Source organism: Salinicola aestuarinus (assembly GCF_003206645.1).
Lineage (GTDB): Bacteria > Pseudomonadota > Gammaproteobacteria > Pseudomonadales > Halomonadaceae > Salinicola > Salinicola aestuarinus.
In genome coordinates, this window is sequence record NZ_PZJP01000005.1 from 146,797 (window position 1) to 168,026 (window position 21,230).

The 21,230-nt window shown below is 59.0% G+C and carries 20 protein-coding genes; 13 read left to right on the forward strand and 7 right to left on the reverse strand.

The features are described 5' to 3' along the window. Positions 1–24 precede the first annotated feature (24 nt). Positions 25–675 (reverse strand): hypothetical protein, encoded by a 651-nt coding sequence (locus tag DOM41_RS06120; protein ID WP_110685958.1) that lies wholly within the window; start codon positions 673–675, stop codon positions 25–27. Between the two features lie 144 nt (positions 676–819). Between DOM41_RS06120 and DOM41_RS17450 the strand changes: the two genes are divergently transcribed. The 5 genes from DOM41_RS17450 (at position 820) to DOM41_RS17460 (ending at position 5,941) form a co-directional block, all read left to right on the forward strand. After that, a complete protein-coding gene (locus DOM41_RS17450) occupies positions 820–2,121 on the forward strand; it encodes a hypothetical protein (protein WP_157956866.1) in 1,302 nt (433 codons plus the stop codon). Between the two features lie 143 nt (positions 2,122–2,264). Then, positions 2,265–2,726 carry a hypothetical protein gene (locus DOM41_RS17455; RefSeq protein ID WP_157956867.1) on the forward strand — a complete coding sequence of 154 codons (462 nt, stop codon included), beginning with the start codon at positions 2,265–2,267 and terminating at the stop codon, positions 2,724–2,726. 289 nt (positions 2,727–3,015) lie between these two features. After that, entirely contained in the window at positions 3,016–3,984 is a 969-nt protein-coding gene (locus DOM41_RS06125) for a helicase RepA family protein (protein ID WP_110685959.1), read from the forward strand. Further along, complete coding sequence (gene repC / locus DOM41_RS06130; protein WP_110685960.1) at positions 3,962–4,870, forward strand: replication protein C, IncQ-type; 909 nt, start codon at positions 3,962–3,964, stop codon at positions 4,868–4,870. The genes DOM41_RS06125 and repC overlap by 23 nt, the downstream gene beginning before the upstream one ends. Before the next feature lie 492 nt (positions 4,871–5,362). Continuing rightward, positions 5,363–5,941, forward strand: coding sequence for a hypothetical protein (locus DOM41_RS17460; RefSeq protein ID WP_157956868.1), 579 nt, complete (start codon positions 5,363–5,365; stop codon positions 5,939–5,941). 573 nt (positions 5,942–6,514) lie between these two features. On the opposite strand, the gene DOM41_RS06135 is transcribed toward DOM41_RS17460, so the two are convergent. Beyond that, positions 6,515–7,828, reverse strand: coding sequence for a short-chain fatty acid transporter (locus tag DOM41_RS06135; protein WP_110685961.1), 1,314 nt, complete (start codon positions 7,826–7,828; stop codon positions 6,515–6,517). Between the two features lie 140 nt (positions 7,829–7,968). Further along, positions 7,969–9,321 (reverse strand): MATE family efflux transporter, encoded by a 1,353-nt coding sequence (locus DOM41_RS06140; RefSeq protein WP_245391757.1) that lies wholly within the window; start codon positions 9,319–9,321, stop codon positions 7,969–7,971. 320 nt (positions 9,322–9,641) lie between these two features. Here DOM41_RS06140 and DOM41_RS06145 point away from each other — a divergent pair, with 320 nt between their 5' ends. Further along, complete coding sequence (locus DOM41_RS06145; protein ID WP_110685962.1) at positions 9,642–11,054, forward strand: alginate export family protein; 1,413 nt, start codon at positions 9,642–9,644, stop codon at positions 11,052–11,054. A 114-nt stretch (positions 11,055–11,168) separates the two neighbouring features. Here DOM41_RS06145 and DOM41_RS06150 read toward each other — a convergent pair whose 3' ends face one another. From DOM41_RS06150 to DOM41_RS06160, 3 genes are read right to left on the reverse strand one after another with little or no spacing between them, the layout of a single operon-like run. Beyond that, on the reverse strand, positions 11,169–11,417 hold the full coding sequence (locus DOM41_RS06150) for a YfhL family 4Fe-4S dicluster ferredoxin (RefSeq protein ID WP_110685963.1): 249 nt from the start codon (positions 11,415–11,417) through the stop codon (positions 11,169–11,171). A gap of 19 nt (positions 11,418–11,436) precedes the next feature. Next, the gene (gene coaD, locus DOM41_RS06155; RefSeq protein WP_110685964.1) at positions 11,437–11,925 is read right to left on the reverse strand and encodes a pantetheine-phosphate adenylyltransferase; all 489 of its coding nucleotides are present in this window, start codon (positions 11,923–11,925) and stop codon (positions 11,437–11,439) included. Between the two features lie 42 nt (positions 11,926–11,967). Beyond that, entirely contained in the window at positions 11,968–13,845 is a 1,878-nt protein-coding gene (locus DOM41_RS06160) for a beta-ketoacyl synthase (protein ID WP_110685965.1), read from the reverse strand. A gap of 415 nt (positions 13,846–14,260) precedes the next feature. Between DOM41_RS06160 and trmB the strand changes: the two genes are divergently transcribed. From trmB to DOM41_RS06190, 6 genes are all read left to right on the forward strand, one after another. Further along, a complete protein-coding gene (gene trmB, locus DOM41_RS06165) occupies positions 14,261–14,938 on the forward strand; it encodes a tRNA (guanine(46)-N(7))-methyltransferase TrmB (protein WP_110685966.1) in 678 nt (225 codons plus the stop codon). Then, entirely contained in the window at positions 14,935–15,267 is a 333-nt protein-coding gene (locus DOM41_RS06170; protein WP_110685967.1) for a DMT family transporter, read from the forward strand. The genes trmB and DOM41_RS06170 overlap by 4 nt, the downstream gene beginning before the upstream one ends. Positions 15,268–15,504: 237 nt before the next feature. Continuing rightward, positions 15,505–16,878 (forward strand): D-alanyl-D-alanine carboxypeptidase/D-alanyl-D-alanine endopeptidase, encoded by a 1,374-nt coding sequence (dacB, locus tag DOM41_RS06175; protein WP_245391758.1) that lies wholly within the window; start codon positions 15,505–15,507, stop codon positions 16,876–16,878. A gap of 164 nt (positions 16,879–17,042) precedes the next feature. Next, complete coding sequence (locus DOM41_RS06180) at positions 17,043–17,489, forward strand: META domain-containing protein (RefSeq protein WP_157956869.1); 447 nt, start codon at positions 17,043–17,045, stop codon at positions 17,487–17,489. Between the two features lie 33 nt (positions 17,490–17,522). Beyond that, positions 17,523–18,044 (forward strand): GNAT family N-acetyltransferase, encoded by a 522-nt coding sequence (locus tag DOM41_RS06185; protein WP_110685970.1) that lies wholly within the window; start codon positions 17,523–17,525, stop codon positions 18,042–18,044. A gap of 45 nt (positions 18,045–18,089) precedes the next feature. Beyond that, positions 18,090–18,830 (forward strand): TSUP family transporter, encoded by a 741-nt coding sequence (locus DOM41_RS06190; RefSeq protein ID WP_110685971.1) that lies wholly within the window; start codon positions 18,090–18,092, stop codon positions 18,828–18,830. A gap of 16 nt (positions 18,831–18,846) precedes the next feature. Here DOM41_RS06190 and DOM41_RS06195 read toward each other — a convergent pair whose 3' ends face one another. After that, complete coding sequence (locus DOM41_RS06195) at positions 18,847–19,767, reverse strand: AraC family transcriptional regulator (protein WP_110685972.1); 921 nt, start codon at positions 19,765–19,767, stop codon at positions 18,847–18,849. A 253-nt stretch (positions 19,768–20,020) separates the two neighbouring features. On the opposite strand from DOM41_RS06195, the gene DOM41_RS06200 reads away from it, so the two are divergent. After that, entirely contained in the window at positions 20,021–21,103 is a 1,083-nt protein-coding gene (locus tag DOM41_RS06200) for an NAD(P)-dependent alcohol dehydrogenase (RefSeq protein ID WP_110685973.1), read from the forward strand. Positions 21,104–21,230 lie beyond the last annotated feature (127 nt).

Consider the following 21,230-nt stretch of genomic DNA (forward strand, 5'->3'; position numbering starts at 1 on the left):
GTGTTCCCTTTTTTAACCCAATTTTTAAGTGTTAGCTTGCTTCAACATTTCTTTTTCGATGTTGCTGATATAGGAATTACCTCCTCGGGTTACCTTGAAGCCGATAACCAAGGCTACGATTGTTGCCGGTATTACTGCTAGCACCGAGTAACCAAAACCAGCTTTCATGCCATATTCATAGTATGCATAACATATAGCCACGCTGATCCAGCCAACGTAGTAGCTAATAATTCGGTTAAGTTTATCAACAACAGGGCCATTACCTGATTTCTTTTCCGCTGACAGAAAGCCCAACAGGCCGAATATCGGAAGCATTACAGAAAATGCAACCCATAGGGCGCATAGAATCACTGTTCCTGTAAGGTTACCGTCGTTACCAGTTTCTACTCTCATACGAACGATTTCAGCGGTGGACTTGTTATAGAACATGACGAGCCCTTGATCGTCGTAAGCCATGATCAGCTCGTGACCCGGCCAGAACGAGAGATTCGTATCACTTAATGACCAAGTGCGTTGAGAGCCGGTTTTCTGGTTCTCCAACAAGACTTTGGTCGTAACCCCGCCGGTGTGCTCAGTTTTGATCTCAAAGTAGCGACCGCTCCCCTCGCTGTAGACGGAAGCGTTACGGCTGTCCTGCTCCACAACGTCCACGACCTTCACATGATCGAAGCGCATTCCCCAGACCTCATTTTTGGTTTTGGCCGGTAGGTTTGATCGCTTGTAACAGGATGTCAATAGGCGATGTCTCAAGCTTTGTAGGAAATGATTTATTTAGAGATTTATGATATAATAGAATCAATAACAAAAAGGAGATATGGCATGATTTACAACAACACGCAGGAAATTAGAAAAAAATCCAAAAAGTTTATGTATCAAGGAATCTTAGGAACTACCGCGTTAGCTTACGGGACTGGCGCTGTTGCTCAGGGTTGGGAGCAAGTGGATAAGAAAGAGTTGGTTTTGAATAAAGCTTCGCAGAGTGACGAAGCATTCGATTTGACGCAGTTCATTCAAGACGGTCGAACAAAGCTGAATAATGATAAAGGGGCTATGTCTTCAGAAACACGCTTAACAGCAGAAGAGGTCGCAACTTCTCCAATGACTCAGCTAACAAAAAACGAACCCGTGGTCATGGGAATGTTTGACGGTGCTAATGATTTAGGCACTATTCAGGTTATCAGTATGAAGCGTCACCCAGACGGTTCGGCGACTCTATATCAGAAGTTCTTTACGCCCTATGACTTTGACCCCAAAAGTGAAGGTGGCACCATGTCGCGAGCGAGCGTCGACATTCTCGAAAATCGATACGGCGGGAATCCATTTGAAGATTTCAAATCTGATGAAGAAGAATACAAAAATTCGTTTATCAAGATAAAGCCTTATGGCCTACAAACGGCTATGGGGCTTGCTATGCAACATTACCAGTCAACGACCGGAATATATGTTTTTCTTGAACCTCAAGTTCGAGTTTGGACTACGACAAGTGGTGGCCCTTTCAGAAAGAAAGTGACAACGCATGTTGAAGCACACTTTAAGCCACACTGGGGGCTTCTAACTCCTTCTGATATCGGCAACGATATGGGAACCGTGGGAAAACCGTTTTATGTGCTTGCGAATGGTAAAACTGTCATATCAGGTGCAAGTCTTCATGAAGGTAGTTGTGCTTTAAATCCGCACTATGGCGATAGCCCTGACGAACCGAAATATCTATCTACTTTCGCGTGTGATCGAGTCAAAGTTTTCTACGACAAAAAATCAAAATCCGGTTGGACCGGTATAGCAATTATCGCAGTCGGAATCGCTGTTGGAATGGCAACTGGTGGATTCGGTCTTGCAGGAACCAAAGTCATGGGCGCACTTTATGGTGGTATGGCTTTCGCAGGGTATGGAGCAATCAATGGAAACACCAACTTCACTGAAGTTTCGACCACAAGCATAGGGAATGTTACTGCGATATCTGATACCAGATCCCTTGAGAAACAGGGTGATTGGGCCATGAAATGGAAAAATGTTATGAGGGATAGAGTTAACGAAGGACCGCTTGATTCAAAACTTGACGAAATCAATGAATCACTCAAAAAAGAAAAAGACAACTGGGAATTAAATACCATAGAACCATAATAAGGAGAACAGCATGGAAAAAAACAATAATAGCAATAGCTTTAGTTTCAATATCACTACCTGCTTTTGCCGACTTTTCGCTATCAGCAGAAGAAAGCAAAAACTCACCGATTTCGATACTGCTTTACGGTCAGGCTGTAGCAGTGTCGACTAGCCCCAGCAAAACCATTGTTATTGAAAAGCAAGGTCTTGACAATTCCCGTCGCCAAATCGTGCATGAGACGATCTACGAAAAACCATTGCAAGAGGTTTTACAGTCGGACGCTATAGCCTATGGAATTCACCATGACGGCCATGAGTGGACCATAGAAACCAAGAGTCATAGCGAGAGAGTGAATGCTTACACCAAGGCTTCTATCGACTCTACGCACAAAGCTTGGGCAAGAGGAATGTTAGCTTTTAATCCGGTCGACAAGCCATTTTTTGAACTGCCTTTAATTCAGTCAGGTTTTGTATACGCGAATCAAATTGTTCTTGGAAACACTGAATATGAAGTCTCACCCAAAGCTGAAAAATTATTTCAGGTTTCAAACAAGCCAAAACGAAAGGAAATCAACGGTCGTGACGCTTGGGATACGCTTAACAATGCCAGCCGAAACTTTTAAAAGCGTTAACTTTTTTTCATTATACTTTTACTGTAAATGTAAACTTTTTAAGTAAAAAAGATAAATAATTATTACATTTTAATATTTATATGTTATAATATTAAAATAGCCACCCGGAAGAAGGTGGCTATAACTAGAAGGCAAAACTGGCGCTGAAACCAAAATGAAAGAGAACAATTTGACGCCAGCCTTGACAGCAATCATTATATAATAAGTTGTATGTAATTGTCAATTAAGTATTTGCCTCCTTTTTAATAATAAGTCATTAAAAATACAAAAGGAGAGAAGAATGACTAACAATAATGTTTTAGAAAAATCTGCAAGTGGTTGGAACTACTTTAATATAGACGCAGTTAGCAAGACTACCCCTGAACCACTCGATTTTGTTCTACCCGGCTTTGTATCAGGAACCGTGGGTTCTTTAGTCGGTGCTGGTGGTGCTTCAAAATCAGCCATGGCCCTCGCTATTGCTGGTGAAATTTGCGGTGGTAGCGAAATGGTGGGTGCGAAGCCAAACCCTACTGACAAGGCTGTCAGCGTCCTTGTTCTTGAAGATCCAGCGCTAGCGACACAGCATAGAATCGACTCCTACTTTCATTCGCTCAACGACGAACAGAGAAAGAATGTAGCTGACGGCAGGCTTCAAATCATGCCATTAGCCAGTCAACCCTTTGATATCGAAAAATCTGCTACGCTCGAAAAACTTGAGCAGATTGCTAGCTATTCCCGTCTAATCATTTTGGATACATTCAAGAAGGTCCACAACCTTAACGAGAACGACAGTGGCGATATGGGTATCGTGCTAGACAAGCTCTTGAAAATTGCTGACAAAAACAACTGCGCGATTCTATTCCTCCACCACATGAACAAAGGTTCTGCTGTCAACGATACTGCAGGAGAACAGCAGTCTTCGCGTGGCTCGTCTGTGCTTGTCGACAATATTCGTTTTCAGGCTTACATGAAAACCATGTCGGTCAAAGACGCTAGTGAATATGGAATCTCAGAAGACGAGCGCAAAAGATATGTTCAGTATGGCGTTAGCAAGGTCAATCTAGCTATGCACCCTGAGCCTATCTGGTTCAAAAGAGTCTCGGACCCGAGGCCCGAAATCTACGGCTATACGCTTCAGCGTGTAGAGCTTGAGAAAAAAGACAAAAAAGAAAAGCCAGTCGCAAAACCTGCAAAAGCAAGGAAGCCAGTAGCAGTCGAAAATAACAACAACATGGAGAGTTCAAATGAAAAATTTGCAGACTTCTGAAATCACTTTCGCGCAGAATGACACGGCTTCACTTTTAGCGCCAATTTTTACACACGTCAGCAATACGAAAGGCGAACGAGACAAAGATATCGTTCACTACAACTACAATGGCGCTGATATCACATTCAGAATGTTCGAGAAGCTTGACGCTATCGAACAGTCCGTTTTGCTCGCAATCGTTGGATTGTCAGCAAAACAGGGGTTGTTGCTACCACCTGAGCCAAAGCAGGGCTCTATCTCTGAAAAGCTTTTGAGCCGTTTGGATAAGGGCACCGACGAGCTATCCCCATTCTCAAACCACCCGCGTGTTATCAAAACTAGCTACTATGCGATTTTGAAGGCTTCAGGCATGGGTAGGAGCAAGCAGAGCAAAGAAAGGCTCATAAAGGCTTTGAGAAGGCTTTCTCAGGTTAATTATGAAATCGAGACAGATAGATATATCACCTCAGAAAACATGATATCGCTTGTCGTCGATAAAGACGAAGAAATGTTATATATCGGTATTTCAAGTATTTTGTCCTATGCTCTAGAAAATCAATACACTTACATAGACCTTGTTGAAAGGAAGCAATTAGGTTCTCGTGCTGGTGTTGCTCATTTACTACACGCTCGCTTAAGCGCGAGTGTTAATGTTGGTAGAACTCACTCTTTCAATGCAGAGAGAATGGCTTTAATGCTCAATGGTTTCGTTTCAAGAAAAAAAGTGGACGGAGAGTGGTCAGAAGTTTACGACGATATTGACAGCTTGAAATTAAAGAACTTGAAAAGGTTTGTTGTCTCCGCTTTCAGGAAAATCGGCGAACTTGAAGGATGGGTAGTTTCTGAAAAAGGTAAAGGCAAGAATCATGTTTTTAAGGTCAGTAGACTTGATATTAGTAATTCTTAATAATTCGCTTAGACAGCACCTTGTAAAATTCAGGGTGCTTTTTTTTGTGCCTTCAACACCATTAAAACTATCGCTTAGACAGCACCAACTATCGCTTAGACAGCACCAACTATCGCTTAGACAGCACCTAGCGACTCAATATTTTCGTCATTTTTCAAGCGGATTTACTACCATAATGAAAGTCGCCATTTTTCTCTTTTAATACTCTTTAAAGAGTATTTTAAGGAATCTCTTAAAACCGGCGCTTGAAGCGCCGTTTTCTTCGATTCGAATTTCGGTTTTAGAAAAACAAAACCTATTCGCTTGGAACTTCGTTCCAGCGCTCAATGTTATTGATAAAGAGAGTTAGTTGATTTTGTCTGGCTTTAAGAGAATAGCTTTAATCAATTAAAAATTAGCGATCAATAAATAATATTAGCATTAAATAGTTGATGCTTAAAAACTATGATGATATAATAAAGACTGAAACCAAAAATATAAAGGGGAACAAAAATGAAAACTTTCAAAACTATATCTATTGCTTTTATATCATTTGCTTTGCTTGGCCTTCAAGGTTGTGTAAGCATAACTAGCCAATCTGATCCTAACAAATCAGCATTCATAGCTAGTGACAGTGTTAGTCAGTCACATAAGCTTTATCAAGGTGTCACTGTTTCAGATACTGAAGGGTTCAAGGGCACTAATCCTCTTTCCTTCACTTCTACTGTATCGCCGAATCTCGACAATGAATCAGCAAAAGAAGTGTTGGAAAAATCTCTTGATTCAGCAGGTATGCTTGCTAGCACCGAAAGCTCTGCTCGTTATGCATTGTCAGCCAAAATGGTTGATAGCGGGGCTTACGGAGCCTTTTCTACCAAAACTACCTTTACTGATATCACAAGAACAATGACTATCGAGTATATTTTGACTCAAATCTCAAATTCATTGAATGTGTATGAAGAATCGATCACTAGCTCGGGAACTGCTACTGGCTTCAAGGTTCTTTTCTACGCGAAAGAAAAGGATGCAAGTGAGAAAGCTTATAATGCTAACACAGAACAGCTTATTTCTAATTTGAAAGCTATTGAATAACTCTCAGCAGGAGTTTCAAAGCCTCGCCCACCAGCGGGGCTTTTTTATGTCTATGCATGCATAAAGTAGACGCCTTGACAGCTATTACCACTTCTTCAATAACAAGGGTTCTTGCTAACAAAACTCATTGAGGTCAAGCCTCCTACCTTCATAGTCCTGCGCGGGGCTAGGAAACCCGCTTATGCCCGCACGACACAGGCTTTCGAGGTGAGGTAGGTAAAGGCGTGCGTTCGATTCGATTGACTTCTGTAGGGCTTCCATAGCCGGGCTCTCGGATACTGTATGGATAGACAGTATCTAGCCTAGCCCATGTTCAGGCAAGCTAGCAATCACGCGGTTTTGACTGCAGAGGTAGAGTTTGTGTATAACATGACTGGCTTGATGAGTACGGTCATCGACAGCTCGTGCTGTCGGGGAATGTCGTCTTGCGCCACGTTCGCCTCGAAGAGTCGGTATTTCGCTCGTTGTCGTTCGGCGCGACCTGTCACGCACAGGCGCGCTCGCTGGGCGCAAGATGTATCACGTTTGGCCGGGACTGCCCATCGCGGGCGGCCCGCCAGGGCCCCGGTGGCGCTACAGGAGCGTCAGTCCCAGTCCGATCACGGCACCGGTCACCACGAGCTGGATCAGGCAGAAGCCCATGATGTCCTTGGCGTTCAGCCCGGCGATGGCGAGCACCGGTAGTGCCCAGAAAGGCTGCAGCAGGTTGGTCCAGGCATCCCCCCAGGCGACCCCCATTGCCACCCGGGCCACGTCCGCCCCCAGCGCCTCGGCGGCGGGCAGCATCACCGGTGCCTGTACCGCCCACTGCCCGCCGCCGGAGGGGACGAACAGATTGACCACGCCGGCACTGATGAACGACCAGAACGGCAGGCTCTCGGCGCTGGCAATGGCGACGAACATCTGCGACAGCGACTCGGCCAACCCCGAGCCCATCATGATGCCCATGATACCGGCGTAGAACGGGAACTGGATGACGATACCGGCGCCGCCCTTGATCGCCTCGTTGAGACTCGCCAGCAGGCTTCTCGGGGTGCGGTGCAGCACGATCGCCAGCATCAGGAACAGGAAGTTGACGCTGTTGAGGTTGAGCCCGCCACCGGCAATGGCGAAGTCGTAGATCAGATAGGCGAGCCCCGGTACGCCGACCAGCCAGGAGAGCAGGGTCGAGTTCTCCAGTCGGTCCGCCGGGCGCTCGATCGTCACCCGGTCGTCGGCGCCCGGCTCGGTCAGGCGCGAGGGCGGGATGTAGACGCTGTCGCGAGGCGCCGGCAGCATCCAGCGATTGACCAGCGGCATGATCACGAACAGCGCCGCAACGATGAGCAGATTGAAACCGGCAAAGATCGTCTGCGAGGTGGAGATGAGGCCGATCTCGGCCTCGCTGAAGTGGCCCGGTGTGGCGATGGTCAGCGGGATCGAGCCGGCGAGCCCGCCGTGCCAGACCACGAACCCCGAGTAGGCGCTGGCGATCAGCAGGCGATAGTCGACCCGGATGCGTCGCGCCAGCGCCTTGGCGAAGAGCGCGCCGATCACCAGCCCGAAGCCCCAGTTGATCCAGCTCGCCGCCAGCGACACCAGCGTGACCAGCACGATGGCGCCACCCGGCGAGCGGGCGAGGCTTGCCAGTCGGTCGAGCAGCCGCTTGATCGGCGGCGAACTGGCGAGCATGAAGCCGGTGACCAGTACCAGCAGCATCTGCATCGAGAACGACAGCAGCCCCCAGAACCCGTCGCCCCAGTCGCGCATGACGGCCAGTGGCGCTCGCCCCTCGATGAGCATCGCGGCGAGGGCGGCGATGAGCGTGAGCAGCAGCACGAAGATGTAGGGATCGGGCAGATAGCGTTCGACCATGCGAACGGCGGGGCGCGATAGACGCTGGAGCATGGAGGCGGGCTCGTCGGTGGGTGTCGGCCGAGCGTAGCGCCTGGACGCCAATGGCGTCAGTCAACCTTGGTCGAGTCGCCCGGCCGCCGGTGGGCTCGCCACCCTGAGGCCGTCCAGGGCGCCCGCCGGAGCCCGCGACGTCAGCCGGTGGGCGTAGCTGTCCAGCGCGTGCGGCGGTAGTGCCAATAACAGGCGCCGAGGGACGCCGAGCGCACGGCGGTGAAGAGCAGAAACGACAGCCACAGGCCGTGGTTGCCGAGCCCTTGAGTCAGCCACCATGCCGGCAGGTAGCAGGCGATCGCCAGCCACACCGTATCGCGCATCGCACGGCTTTCGGTGGCGCCGATGAACACCCCGTCGAGCAGGTAGCTCCAGACCGCGATCGCCGGCATCACGACCATCCACGGCAGATAGTCGGTGGCGGTGGCGCGGACCTCGGGAAGATCGGTCAGCAGTGCCACCAGCGCGTCGCCACCGACGGCGAACATCAACATTGACGCCCCGGCGACCGCCACCGAGAGCTTGGTGGCGGCCCGGACGGCATCGTTGAAGTCGTCCCAGGCGCGCTGGCCCACCGAGCGCCCGGTGAGCGCCTCGGCGGCGTTGGCGAAACCGTCAAGGGCAAAGGACGTGAGCATGATGAACTGCAGGAGAACGGCATTGGCGGCGAGCACCGTATCGCCGAAGTTGGCCGCCTGAGCGGTGAAGAACGCCTGCGCGAACAGCAGCCCCAGCGTGCGCACGAACAGGTGCTGATTGACGCGGATCAGCTCCGCGTAGCGCGCCAGCGAGCGCAACGCCTCCCGCGACAGTGACCCGCCGAGCGTGCGCCAGTGCAGCGCCACGCGCCACAGTCCGAAGGCGAGCGCGCTGTAGTCGGCGATCAGCGAGGCCCAGGCGACCCCGTCGCTGGCAAAGCCGAAGCCGACCACGAACAGCAGGTCGAGGGCGATATTGACGCCGTTGGTGAGCAGCAGGATCGCCAGAGTGATGCGGGTGCGCTGCTGGCCGATGAACCAGCCCAGAATGGCGTAGTTGGCGAGCACCGCCGGCGCCGAGAAGATCCGGATGTGGGCGTAGTCACCGGCCAGCGCCGTCGCCACCGCACTGCCGTCGAGAAGCCATAGCCCCAGCGAGATCAACGGCTCGGCAAGCAGGATCAGCAAGAGCCCGATCACGCCCGCCATCACCAGTGACTGCGCCAGCAGCAGTCGGACGTCGCTGTCGCTCTCTCGCCCGACTGCCTGGGAGGTGAGTCCGGTGGTGCCCATGCGCAGAAAGCCGAAGCCCCAGTAGAGAAAGCTGAAGAGCGTCGCTCCGAGCGTTACCGCGGCGAGGTAGCGCGAGTCCGGTAGATGGCCGACTACCGCGGTATCGACCAGCCCGAGCAGCGGCACACTCAGATTGGAGAGAATGATCGGCCAGGCCAGATTCCAAATGTGGAACGTGGTGTAGCGGCGGGGAGCGGTGTCACTGGCGGTCGAGCGATCCACGGCAGTCCTTGTCGTGTTGATAGGTGGGCAAAGGGCACTGGGAAAACGCCACGGCAAGGCGTGCAGCGGCGCAGCCGGCGGCGTGACGAGACGCGAGGTATGTCACGCGGGCCACAGGATACGCGGTCGGTGCCTGTCGATCGATGCGCGGTGCGTCGCGGGCGTGATGTGGCCGCGGGCGATGCGCTGAGTTGGCATTGAGAGTTGCGCTTGGGGCCCGCTCCTCTACGTTAAGAGAACCGCCGCCGACAAATGGCCTCACGGTCGATACCGTTCGCGACGCAACACAACAAGATCCGATCGCTTTCAAGGAATGAATCATGACGATAACTACCGCTGTTGCCGGTCGTGCGTCGCGTCGATCGCTTGCCGCCGCCGCATTGATGCTTCCCGCTTCCGGTGCGTTCGCCTATACCGCCGTCACCGATATCGACTACCAGACCGCCGGCATCGTGCCGCCTGCCGCGCCTCACACGCTGTATGAAAGCGGCGATGGCGATGTGCGTCTCAATGGCGGGCTGTCACTCTACGGCTTCGCCGCCGCGACCGACGACGTCAATTTCGGCTCGGGGTCGAGCATTGACGCCGGCGCCCCGACCGGTTCGAGCCCGGACTGGCTGGAGGCGGTGGTTCAGCCCGCGCTGACCGCCGAGTGGGACGTCGATGACGCCGGCACCTGGTTTACCGGCGTGCAGGGAAGCTACGCGGCGACGCGCGGCAGCCGCTACGGTGACGCGGCCGGTGCTACCCCCAACCATCCCGAGCATGGCCGCCTCGACCGCGCCTATCTCGGCTGGCGCAGCGGCAGCCTATGGGCGGACACCCTCGGCGAGGACGCGGTCACGCTCTCCGGCGGACGCCAGAAGTTCCAGTTCGGCGAGGGCTTTCTCGTCGGCGATGGTTTCACCGATACCGGCAAGTACGCGGGCTACTACATCGGCCCCAGCGAGGGGTTCGAGAATACCGCCGTGGCATCGCTCGACAGTCAGGGCTGGCACGGTGATCTCTTCCATCTCGAGGCGGACCAGTACGTGCGTGGCGGGCCGGATACCGAGACGAAAGCCAACGGCATCAACGTCGACTACACCTTCGGGGAGCGGGCCAAGGTTGGGGCGGCCTACCTGCGGGTCTACGACAGCGATACTGCCACCCGCGACGGCATGGACGTCTATAACCTGCGCGCCAAGGCCAAACCCTTTACCGCCGTGCCCAATCTGTCGCTGGGCGGCCAGTTCGTGCTCGAGAAGAACGACGACGAAGGCATCGATGACAGTGGCTGGTACGTCCAGGCCACGTACGACTTCGTCGACCTGCCGTGGACGCCGCAGCTCGCCTATCGCCACGCGGAGTTCGAGGCCAACTACGACACGCTCTTCTACGACTTCGCCGGCGGCTGGGGCAACTGGTTCATGGGGGAGATCGTCGGCGAGTACATGCTCTTCAACAGCAATCTCGATATCGACATGGTGCGGCTCTCGGTGGCCCCGCGGGACGATCTCGAGGCCGGCGTGATCGGCTATCACTTCCGCTATCATGACCGTGAGGCGGCGGGCGTCAGCGACAGTGACTTCGCCAACGAGATCAATCTCTACGCCGACTGGTCGATCACCGAGCGGCTGTCGCTGTCGGCGATCTATGCCTTCGCCTCGCCGGAGACCGGCGCCGAGGAGCGATTCGGCGGCAACGACGACGACGCCCAGCTCATCGAGCTCTACGCCACCTACACCTTCTGACCGCGACTAGCGGCCATCGACAACGCCATCGCCGCCCCGGTCCTGGGATCGGGGCGGCGATGGCGTCTTGCGGTCGGGGACTTGGCGAGTCGTGCGGGAAGGAGGGAGAGGCGCTCAGGCGGCGGTGATGATCTCGTATTTCTTCATCAACTGTTCCTTGCTCTCCTCATGCTCGGGATCGAGCGGAATGCAGTCCACCGGGCAGACTTGCTGGCACTGGGGCTCGTCGAAGTGGCCGACGCACTCGGTGCAGTGGGCCGGGTCGATGACGTAGATCTCCTCGCCCGGCGAGATGGCGTCGTTGGGGCACTCCGGCTCGCAGACGTCGCAGTTGATGCACTCGTCGGTGATCATCAGGGCCATGTCGAACTCCTCGCGGCGATCAGCCGTCGTCTGCCATGAATCGCCGACGCAGCGCGTCGACCACGCAGGGCGATACATGTTGGGAAACGTCTCCGCCCAGCCGCGAGATCTCGCGAATCAGGGTCGAGGAGACGTAGGCGTTTTGGACCTCCGGCGTCAGAAACAGGGTCTCGACGTCGGGGGCCTGGGCGCGATTCATGTTGGCCAGCTGCAGCTCGTACTCGAAGTCGCTGACACCGCGGACGCCGCGCAGCAGAATGCGCGCATTCAGACTGGCGAGCAGCTCGGTGAGCAAGCCGTCGAAACCGATCACTTCCACGTTGTCGCAGTCGGCGAGCACTTCTCGGGCCAGCGAGGTGCGGATATCGAGACCGAGCGCCGGGGTCTTGCGCGGGCTCTCGGCCACTGCCACCACGACCCGCTCGAACAGCCGCCCGGCTCTGACGATCAGATCGCGGTGGCCGTTGGTGATCGGGTCGAAGGTGCCGGGGTAGACCACGGTGTGCATGCCATTTACCTCGTTGACGTCATCGCGTCGCCTGTCGGGGCGTCAGTCGAGTGTACCGAAGGGGTTGTCCGCCTTCAGTGAAACCGGCTGGCCGTAACCGGGAATCGAGACTGCACTCTCGCTGACGTCGAGCTCCGGGCCGTCGAGTACGCCCTCGCCGAAACGATAGATCACGTTGAAGCGTCCGGCGTCGGCGTTGGCGTCGTAGCGCTCGGCGGTCGCCAGTGTCTGCTCGCGGCGCCGGCGCCAGTCGTCGACGGCGCGCTGGCCGTGGCGCTTGACCAGCAGCCGCTCGGTGACGCTCGGCGAGAGCACCAGGCCGGTGGCGTTGTTGCCACCGAAGCCCTTGGCGTTGACGAAGCTGGCGTCGGCCTCGAAGGCGAGCGGATCCTGGAAAAAGCGTAGCCGCTCAGCGTAGACGTCGTCGGCCACGGCATCGAGCGTCGGGATGCCGGGAATCCAGCCGTGGGCGAAGGTCCCCAGGGCGCTGGCTATCTGATCGCCAGCGGCGCTGCCCTGGGAGTGACCGATGAACGCCTTGATCGCCGCGACCGGCCAATTTTCGATGCCGTTGGCGCGGGCAACCTGGTCGAAGATATGCGACTCGGTGGTGCGATTCTTCGGCGTGCTGGTGCCGTGGGCGTGCAGATAGGTGCGCTGACGCACGCTCTCGTCGCCGAGAATCGAGCGCGCCAGCGACACCGATTTGCCAAGGGTGATGTAGTTGCCGATGCCGGGGGCGGAGATCGAACGCTTCCAGCCGTCGGCGTTGACGTGCACCGCGGGTACCGAACCGAGGATCTGGGCGCCGGTCTCCAGCGCCAGCGAGTCGTCCATCAGCAGCACGAACTGCGAGGCCTCGGCGATGGTGAAGCCGCAGTTGCGGGCAAACGGGCGACAGGCGCGCTGATAGTCGGTGTCGGTGAGCAGTTCGAGGGCATCGAGCGCCATCAGGCTCTGGTCGTCGGCCAGGGCGCTCATGGCGCGGAAACCTTCGATGATCTCCGGGGTCACCGGCGCATCGCTGGTGCCGACCATCACCGCCCGGCGTCGGCCATGGCGAATGTCCTCGACGCCAAGGCGCAGGTTGTAGAGGAAGGTGGCACAGGCGCCCTGAATCGCGCCGGTGGCGCCGACGCTGCCGAGCACGTAGGCGTTGAGAAAGTCCGCCGTCATCTGGCCGTAGCCCAGCGGCATCTGCTTGGAGGTGACGCGGCTGCCGGTGACATAGCTCTTGAGCATGCCGCCCCAACCGGCGTCGTCGAGCTGGCCGATGGAGTTGCCGGCGTAGACGGCGATAGCGTCGGGGTCGAGGCGATCACGCAGGGCATCCCAGTCGAGTCCGCTCTGGCCGAGGCAGTCGCTGGCGCCGAAAATCGCCATCGACAGGCCGCGGGGGTGATGAACGCTGCGATAGAACGATGCCGGCGCGAAGCCATCGGGCAACTGACCGGCAGCGCGCACCGACGCCTGTCGCCGCTCCGGCAGCAGCGCCTCCAGGGGGCCGGCGGGCACGCTCACCTCGACCGTCTTGGCGTCGACTTCCTGCGTTTCCCATCCCTCGGGCAGCGGCTGGGGTAGCTGGCGGCGCGAGATCGTGAAGGTGAACGGCTCACTGAGGTTCATCGTGACCGGACGGTTGCCGGGGATCCCCGCCTCGGCGAAGGTGTCGTCCTCGATCCGGCGAATCAGCGTGTGTTCAAGCACGGTCTGACGGCATCGGTCCGCTGCCACGGCGGTGTCGAGCACCTCGCCATCGGCAGTCTCCCAGCGGCCGTCGTCGCGCTGGGTGATCAGGCGCATCAGCGCGGCCAGCGCGGTCAGGGTCTGGTGCTGGGTCGCCTGCGGCAGGGCGTCGAGAATCGTCCGGCGGTAGGCCTGGTGCCCGGAGGTCCTGCCTGCGGCGTTGATGCCGCCCATTCCGACGATCACCGGTAAATGTGACAAGCCACGTCCCTCGTAAGCGTTGGGGCAATCGGTTGTGAGGTGAGAGGGCAAGGCGGCTCACGCGAGAGCCGATACCGCGGGGCGAGGCCACTGTCGATAGCCCATCAGGCGAGAAACAGCGGTCGAGGTGCGTTCGCTCGACTAGAAATCACGAAGAGACATCGACGATAAACGGGGTGCCGCGCCTGCCACCTAAGGCCGTATTGCCAGGATTGGCTGAATGTGGGCAGGCATGATACACCCGCGCGTAGCCGGCGTCATGCCGGCCGACGTCGAGTCGACCGCGCGAGCGGCTGCCGGGTCACAGCGTGGCGACGCTGCGTCGTGTCGTGGCTGATAGACTAGGCCTTCGTTTCGTTCACTGACCCAGCGAGCCCGTTTCTCTGCCATGAAAGCCGCCTCCCGCCGTATCGAAAGCGCCCAGACCGCGCCCCACGACGATCTTGTCCGCCGCGTCGAGCGCGCCCGTGAAAGCGTGTGGCAGCGTCCGCCGGCGGCGCATACGCTCGACGCCTTCGCTGACGCCGAGCGCTGGCTGGCCGAGGCCGGGCGGCCGCTGATACTGGATGCCGGCTGCGGCGTGGGCCTGTCGACGCGACAGCTGGCCGAACGCTACCCCGAGCATGCGGTGATCGGCGTCGACCGCAGCGAGGATCGTCTGGGGCGGGATCACGGCCCGCTGCCGGACAACGCGCGGCTGGTGCGGGCCGACCTGGTCGATTTCTGGCGGCTGGCCCGGGCCGCCGACTGGCGACCCCGCCGGCACTACCTGCTCTATCCCAATCCTTACCCCAAACGCGCGCAGCTGAAAAAACGCTGGCAGGGGCATCCGGTCTTCCCGACCCTGATCGCCCTGGGAGGCCGACTGGAGCTGCGTACCAACTGGGAGGTCTACGCGCGTGAATTCGCGCTGGCGGTGAGCACGCTGGTGGGGCGTGAGGCGCCGGTCGAGGCGTTCACCCCCGGCGACGCATACCTCACCCCGTTCGAGCGCAAATACGCCGAGAGCGGCCAGACCCTGTGGCGCTATCGTATCGGCCTCGACGCGGTTCCGGAGTCGTCATGACAAGCTATCTGCTACTCGCACTGGCGGTGGTTGCCGAAGTCATCGCCACCAGTTCACTCAAGGCGTCGGCAGGGTTTACCCGGCTGGTGCCCAGCATCGCCGTGGTCGTGGGCTACGCACTGTCGTTCTACGCCCTGTCGCTGGTACTGAAGGTGCTGCCGGTGGGCATTACCTACGCCATCTGGGCGGGGCTGGGGATCGTGCTGGTCACGCTCATCGGCATCGTGGTGTTCGGCGAGCGCCCGGACCTGCCGGCCTATCTCGGCATGGGGCTGATCATTGCCGGGGTCGGCGTCATCCAGGTCTTTTCCCGCCTCTCTCACGGATGATCGCCGCCGCCGGCGACCGGGCCGGCGGGGCGAAACGACATCCCGCGGATGTCTTTGCGTCCCGGCGTCGCCTAACCCCGGGAAACGCTGCTAGTCTCGATAGCGCGGCGAATTTTCATTCGGGTTCGCACCGTCTCTCTTCCTTCACTCAAAGCGAGCATTTCCATGCGGCGTTGGTTGTCTCGAGGTTCTCTGGCTGTCTGCCTTCTTTCTCTTCCGTGGGTCTCGAGCGTCGCTGTGGCGGCCGGGTTCGAGCATATCGCCCAGCTCGCCGACCGCGGTTTCGTACTCAGCGCCCAGGCCCGGCTGCTCGACAGTGGTGAGGTGCTGGGCGCGCTCAATCCGACCCAGTCGCTGTCTCCGGCGTCGGTCACCAAGCTCTACACCGCGGCGGCCACACTCGATCGCTGGGGGCCGCAGCACCGCTTTACCACTCGCTTCGTCTCGACCGGCTCGCTCGATGCGGGCGGCGTGCTCAATGGCGATCTGGTGCTCGAAGGTGGCGGTGACCCGGCGCTCACCTCGGAAGAGCTGTGGCGTCTGATCCAGAAGCTGCGCGAACGCGGTGTGTCTCAGGTGAACGGTGATCTGGTGGTGAGCCAGTGGCGTTTCGGCCCGGTGGCCTGCGTGACCACCGATCGCTGCCAGACACGTACCGAAGGCACCAACGCCTACAGTGCGCTGCTCTCCTCGGCGGCGGTCAACTACGCCAACTGGTGCGCCACGGTGACACCCGCCGCGCCGGGCGAGCGCGCCCGAATCACCAGCTGCGACACCGTGGCGCCGACGATTCGTGTCGACAACGACGTCGAGACCGTTGCCGCCGGCGGTGCGGTGAATCTCAACGCCCGCCGACTGACTGACAGTCAGGGCGACCTGCTGCGGGTGACGGGCCAGATCCCTACCGGTGCCTCGCCACAGGCCGTCTACAAGGCGAGCTCCGATCCGGCGGATCAGACCGGGCGAACACTGGCGTCGCTGCTCGAGCAGGCGGGCGTGGGGGTTCGCGGCTACGCGGTGAGTCAGACGCCGCCGCCCTCGAATGCCACGCTGCTGGCGGCGGTGGAGGGCAAGCCACTGCAGGAGCTTCTGCTGCGCACGCTCAACTACTCCAACAACTTCATGGCGGATACGCTCGCCCTCGATTTGACCAGCGGTGCCCAGCAGGGGCTGCCTGAGGCAGGTGCGGCGCTGGAGCGTTTCGCCGGCGCGCTGCCGGGGCATGGTCAGGTCACGCTGAGAAGCGGCAGCGGTCTGACCCCGGAGAACCGGGTGTCGGCGCAGGACGTCAACGCGCTGCTCGGCGCGATGTACGATCGTGCTTCGCTCTTTCCCACCTTCGTCGCCGGTATGCAGGTGCCGACCAACGGCCCGATGCGCTTCATTCGACGCGGTAGCCAGACCTTTCAGGATCACGTGATGATCAAGACAGGAACGCTCAACGAGCCGGTCACCGTGCGGGCCATCGCCGGCTATTTCCGCACGGAAAGCGGGCGCTGGGGGAGTTTCACGGTGCTCGTCAACGGGACCGCCTCAACGCCGTATCTGGCCTGGCGCGACACGCTACCGCTGGTCTCCGACGATCTCACGGCGATGATCGAGAGCCACTGAACGCACGATTGCCGAGCTCGATGCCCCACTGAACGCCGACCTCGAGTCGGCGTTCGTCGTTATCCGGTGGGGAATGCGAAGAGATCGGGCAAGAGCGGCCCGCCCCGTTGTCCCGATGCGGTGCCCGGGGCAGTATGGCGACATATTCACAGCGGAGAACGGCGATGCGCGGGAAAGGCTTACTGATGGCAGCGTTGCTGGGCCTGTTGACGGCCTGTGCGGGGCAGTTTGGCGGCACGCCGGAGACGGCGCAGCCGGCGGAAGCGCTGGTCGGCACCTACTGGAAGCTGATGACGCTGGACGGCGAGCGGGTGACGGTGGCTGCGGATCAGCGCGAGGCGCACATGGTGCTCGACGCTCACGGCCGCGTCACCGGTTCGACGGGCTGCAATCGTCTGGTCGGTAGCTACACCCTCGAGGGTCAGCGGCTGGAGTTTTCACAGGTCGCGACGACGCGGATGGCGTGTCCGGGCGAGGTCGGCACGCTCGAGCGCGACTGGACCGATGCCCTGTCACGCACCGCCCGCCTCGAGCAGACGGGCAAGCGATTGATTCTCGAGGATGCCGACGGGCAGTCACTGGCGGAACTCAAGGCGACCGCGCTGTATTAAACTGCGCGCTGATCTTCGAGAAGGAGCAGCATCTTGACCCTCATCGAGTGCGACTTCGCCAGTCATGGCGAGTCGATCCTGGCCATCTTCAACGATGCCATCGTCAACACGACGGCGCTCTACGAGTACCTGCCACGCACCACGGCCTACGTCGAAGGCTGGTTTCAGGCCAAGCGCAATGCCGACCTGCCGGTTATCGGTCTTATCGACGACGCCAGCGGGCGGCTGATGGGCTTTGCCAGCTACGGCGCGTTCCGACCGCAGGCGGCGTTCCGGACCAGCGTCGAACACTCGGTTTACGTCGACGCCGAGTTTCGTCAGCGCGGCGTCGCCCGCCGGCTGATGACAGCGCTCATCGAGCGCGCCGAGGCGCAGGGTTATCACCTGATGATCGGCGGAATCGACGCCGAGAACGCTGCCAGCATCGCCCTCCACGAGCGTCTGGGTTTCGAGCACTCGGGGACCGTTCGCGAATCGGCCTTCAAGTTCGATCGCTGGCTCGACCTGGCGTTCTACCAGCGGGTGCTGGCAGCGCCACACTCCGTGGATGCCTGACCCTGATGGCTGCGCGCCACTGACGACGGGTAGGGCGGCTCGCCGATGACGCTCTCCCTGCCGCTGCTGTTTCTCGGCGTCGTATTTGCCACCTCGCTGATATCGGGCATCTTCGGCATGGCCGGCGGATTGATCCTGCTGGGGTTTCTGCTCGCCTGGCTGCCGGCGGCAAGCGCCATCGCCGTCCACGGCGTTATCCAGCTCAGCGCCAACGGCGCAAGGGCGTGGCTGTCGCGGCGCTTCATCGTCTGGCCCATTGTGGTGCGTATCGCGCTTGGCACGAGCGTGGCGTCGCTCTGTCTGGCCTTTCTCGACTACCACCCCAGCGAGACGGGGGTGCTGATCATGCTCGGGCTGATGCCGGTGCTGGTGTGGATCCCCAAACGCTGGTTCCATCTCGACGTCACGCGTCCCTGGCACGCCTTTTTCTGCGGGGTGGTGTCGGGTGGACTCACCATCGCCGTCGGCGTCTCCGGGCCGACCATCGACATCGGCTTTCTCCGCTCGCAGCTCGACCGCCGCGCGGTGGTCGCCTCCAAGGCACTGGTTCAGGTGATCGCGCACTCGCTGAAGATCGTCTTCTACTGGCGGGCGGCGTTGGTGCTCGGGCCGCAGGAGTGGGGGTGGGTATTGCTGGGCATTCCGGTGGCGTTTCTGGGAACCCGCAGCGGTAGCCGAATACTCAATCGGCTCAGCGACGTCGGCTTTCGAACCTGGACGCGCTGGATCGTCACCGGGGTCGGTGGCTACTACCTGGTGCGAGGTCTCATCGGCATGGCGATGTGACCCCGCGGTCGCGGTATTACCCCACCGAGGGGCTGACGCCGAAGTAGCGCTTGTATTCGCGGCTGAACTGCGAGGTGCTGCGGTAGCCCACGTCGTCGGCGGCACGCGCGACGTTCATGCGCTGCTGACCGAGCAGTGCCCGTGCCTTGAGCAGACGCAAGCGTTTGAGGTACTGCAGCGGCGACTGCTGGGTGGTGCGTTTGAAGTGGTGGTGGAAATGCGAGGCGCTCATGTTGGCGCGGGCGGCGAGGGCGTCGACGGTCAGTGGCTCGCGGTAGTGCCCGTGGAGATAGTTGAGTGCCTCGACGATGCGCGCGTACTGGCCGTTGCGCTGGACGAGCTGACGCAACGAATCGCCCTGGGGCCCCTTGAGGGCGGCGAACAGCACCTCCCGGACCCGCCCCGGGCCGAGCACGCGGCTGGCGGTCTCGTCGCCCAGGCATTCGATCAGGTTGAGCACCGCTCGCTCCATGGACGCATCCAGCTCGACGGCGGCCATCGGGGCCGCCTGGCCATCGTCGCCCGATGTCGCTGGCATCTGTTGTACCAGCTCGTTGAGCGTGAGCGGGTCGAACGCGATATTGATCCCCAGCAGCGGCATGTCGGCGTCCGCCCGAGTCTCGCACTCGAACGGCAGCGGCAGCGCCTGAACCAGGTAGTTGCCCGGTCCGTAGTGGATGACCCGGTCGCCGAGGTAGCCGATCTTGTCGCCCTGAGCCATGACGAACAGCCCGGGTTCGTAGATCAGCGGGGTGCGGGCATGACTGCAGTGGGCCGCGATCAGCCGCACGCCGTCGATGGCCGTGTCGATGAATCCTTCGCCGACAGCGTGCGGAGCAATCGCTTCGGCGAGGTGATGCGTGCAGCGACGGTGTTCTTCGGCCGTCGATGAGGCCTCGGGGGGCCTATCGGATACGGTGCGACGAGAGGCGAGCATGGCAGATCTCTCAGGTGTGACGATTCAGTGATGTATCGGTTGATTGTGCATACGCAAGGCCAGAAATGCGGCCTATCCTCGCTCTGGCAATAGTATCGCGCAAACACGCGACAGAAACGAGCATGGTCGTCTTCGCCAAAGTCAACCAGACTTCAGCCCGTTCAAGCGACCCACCGGTTGGGTCCATTACCCTGAAACGCCGCCGACGGATGCGCCAGTCGCTCCCGGCGGTGTTGCCACACTGGAGTCATTCATGACGCAATCGACCGATACCCAAGCGAGCCCCGCCAAGGGGTATGCCGCGCACTCCGACAGCACGCCGCTGGAGCTCTGGAATTTCGAGCGCCGTGCCCCGCGCGCCGACGACGTCGCAATCGAGATCCTTTACTGCGGCGTCTGCCACAGCGACCTGCACTTTGCTCGTGACGACTGGGGCATGGCGGCCTACCCGGTCGTGCCCGGGCACGAAATCGTGGGTCGCGTCACCGCCGTCGGTGATGACGTGAGCCAGTATCAGGTCGGCGATCTCGTCGGCGTCGGCTGCATGGTCGACTCCTGCCGCGAGTGCAAGGCATGTCACGACGGGCTGGAGAACTACTGCGCCGAAGGGTTCGTGATGACCTACGGCAGCCCGGACAAGCAGGACGGCACCCTGACCCAGGGCGGCTACTCCGACAAGGTCGTCGTCAGCGAGCGTTTCGTGGTGCGCATGCCCGACGGGATCGATCTCAAGTCGGCGGCGCCGATTCTCTGCGCCGGCATCACTACCTATTCGCCGCTCAAGCACTACGGCTTGAAGCCGGGCCACAAGGTCGGTGTCATCGGCATGGGCGGGCTGGGCCACATGGGCGTGAAACTCGCCAAGGCGCTCGGCGCTGAGGTCACGCTCTTCACTCGCTCCGAGTCGAAGAAGGCCGAGGCCAAGAAGCAGGGCGCGGATCACGTCGTCATCTCCACCAACGACGACGAGATGGAAGCCATCGCCGAGACTTTCGACTTCATGCTCGATACCGTCCCGGTGCAGCACGACCTTAACCCCTACCTCGCCGCGCTCAAGCCGGATGGCACGCATATTCTCGTGGGCCTGCTCGAGCCGATCGACCCGGCGATCGCCGGTGCCAACCTGGTCTTCCGTCGCCGCGTTCTCGCCGGATCGCTGATCGGCGGCATGCCGGAGACGCAGGAAGTGCTCGATTTCTGCGCCGACAATGGCATCACCTGCGATGTCGAGATGATCAACATCGATCAGATCAACGAAGCCTGGGATCGCATGCAGAAAGGCGACGTGAAGTATCGCTTCGTCATCGACATGCAGTCGCTGAAAGACGCGAGCTGATGAGCCGAAGCGCCGATGTCGGAGGGCGCTAGACTCGCGCCGACGTCGGGCGCGGAAGTCCGCCGCCAAAAGCGAAAAACCCGCGACACTGTCGCGGGTTTTTTTGTGGGGGCTCAGGGGCACCGGC

Bases quoted from the DNA above. Each gene is read 5' to 3' on its own strand.
- DOM41_RS06120 (WP_110685958.1), bottom strand. From the start codon at position 675: ATGCGCTTCGATCATGTGAAGGTCGTGGACGTTGTGGAGCAGGACAGC.
- DOM41_RS17450 (WP_157956866.1), top strand. From the start codon at position 820: ATGATTTACAACAACACGCAGGAAATTAGAAAAAAATCCAAAAAGTTT.
- DOM41_RS06125 (WP_110685959.1), top strand. From the start codon at position 3,016: ATGACTAACAATAATGTTTTAGAAAAATCTGCAAGTGGTTGGAACTAC.
- repC (WP_110685960.1), top strand. From the start codon at position 3,962: ATGAAAAATTTGCAGACTTCTGAAATCACTTTCGCGCAGAATGACACG.
- DOM41_RS17460 (WP_157956868.1), top strand. From the start codon at position 5,363: ATGAAAACTTTCAAAACTATATCTATTGCTTTTATATCATTTGCTTTG.
- DOM41_RS06135 (WP_110685961.1), bottom strand. From the start codon at position 7,828: ATGCTCCAGCGTCTATCGCGCCCCGCCGTTCGCATGGTCGAACGCTAT.
- DOM41_RS06145 (WP_110685962.1), top strand. From the start codon at position 9,642: ATGACGATAACTACCGCTGTTGCCGGTCGTGCGTCGCGTCGATCGCTT.
- DOM41_RS06150 (WP_110685963.1), bottom strand. From the start codon at position 11,417: ATGGCCCTGATGATCACCGACGAGTGCATCAACTGCGACGTCTGCGAG.
- coaD (WP_110685964.1), bottom strand. From the start codon at position 11,925: ATGCACACCGTGGTCTACCCCGGCACCTTCGACCCGATCACCAACGGC.
- DOM41_RS06160 (WP_110685965.1), bottom strand. From the start codon at position 13,845: ATGGGCGGCATCAACGCCGCAGGCAGGACCTCCGGGCACCAGGCCTAC.
- trmB (WP_110685966.1), top strand. From the start codon at position 14,261: ATGAAAGCCGCCTCCCGCCGTATCGAAAGCGCCCAGACCGCGCCCCAC.
- DOM41_RS06170 (WP_110685967.1), top strand. From the start codon at position 14,935: ATGACAAGCTATCTGCTACTCGCACTGGCGGTGGTTGCCGAAGTCATC.
- DOM41_RS06180 (WP_157956869.1), top strand. From the start codon at position 17,043: ATGCGCGGGAAAGGCTTACTGATGGCAGCGTTGCTGGGCCTGTTGACG.
- DOM41_RS06190 (WP_110685971.1), top strand. From the start codon at position 18,090: ATGACGCTCTCCCTGCCGCTGCTGTTTCTCGGCGTCGTATTTGCCACC.
- DOM41_RS06195 (WP_110685972.1), bottom strand. From the start codon at position 19,767: ATGCTCGCCTCTCGTCGCACCGTATCCGATAGGCCCCCCGAGGCCTCA.
- DOM41_RS06200 (WP_110685973.1), top strand. From the start codon at position 20,021: ATGACGCAATCGACCGATACCCAAGCGAGCCCCGCCAAGGGGTATGCC.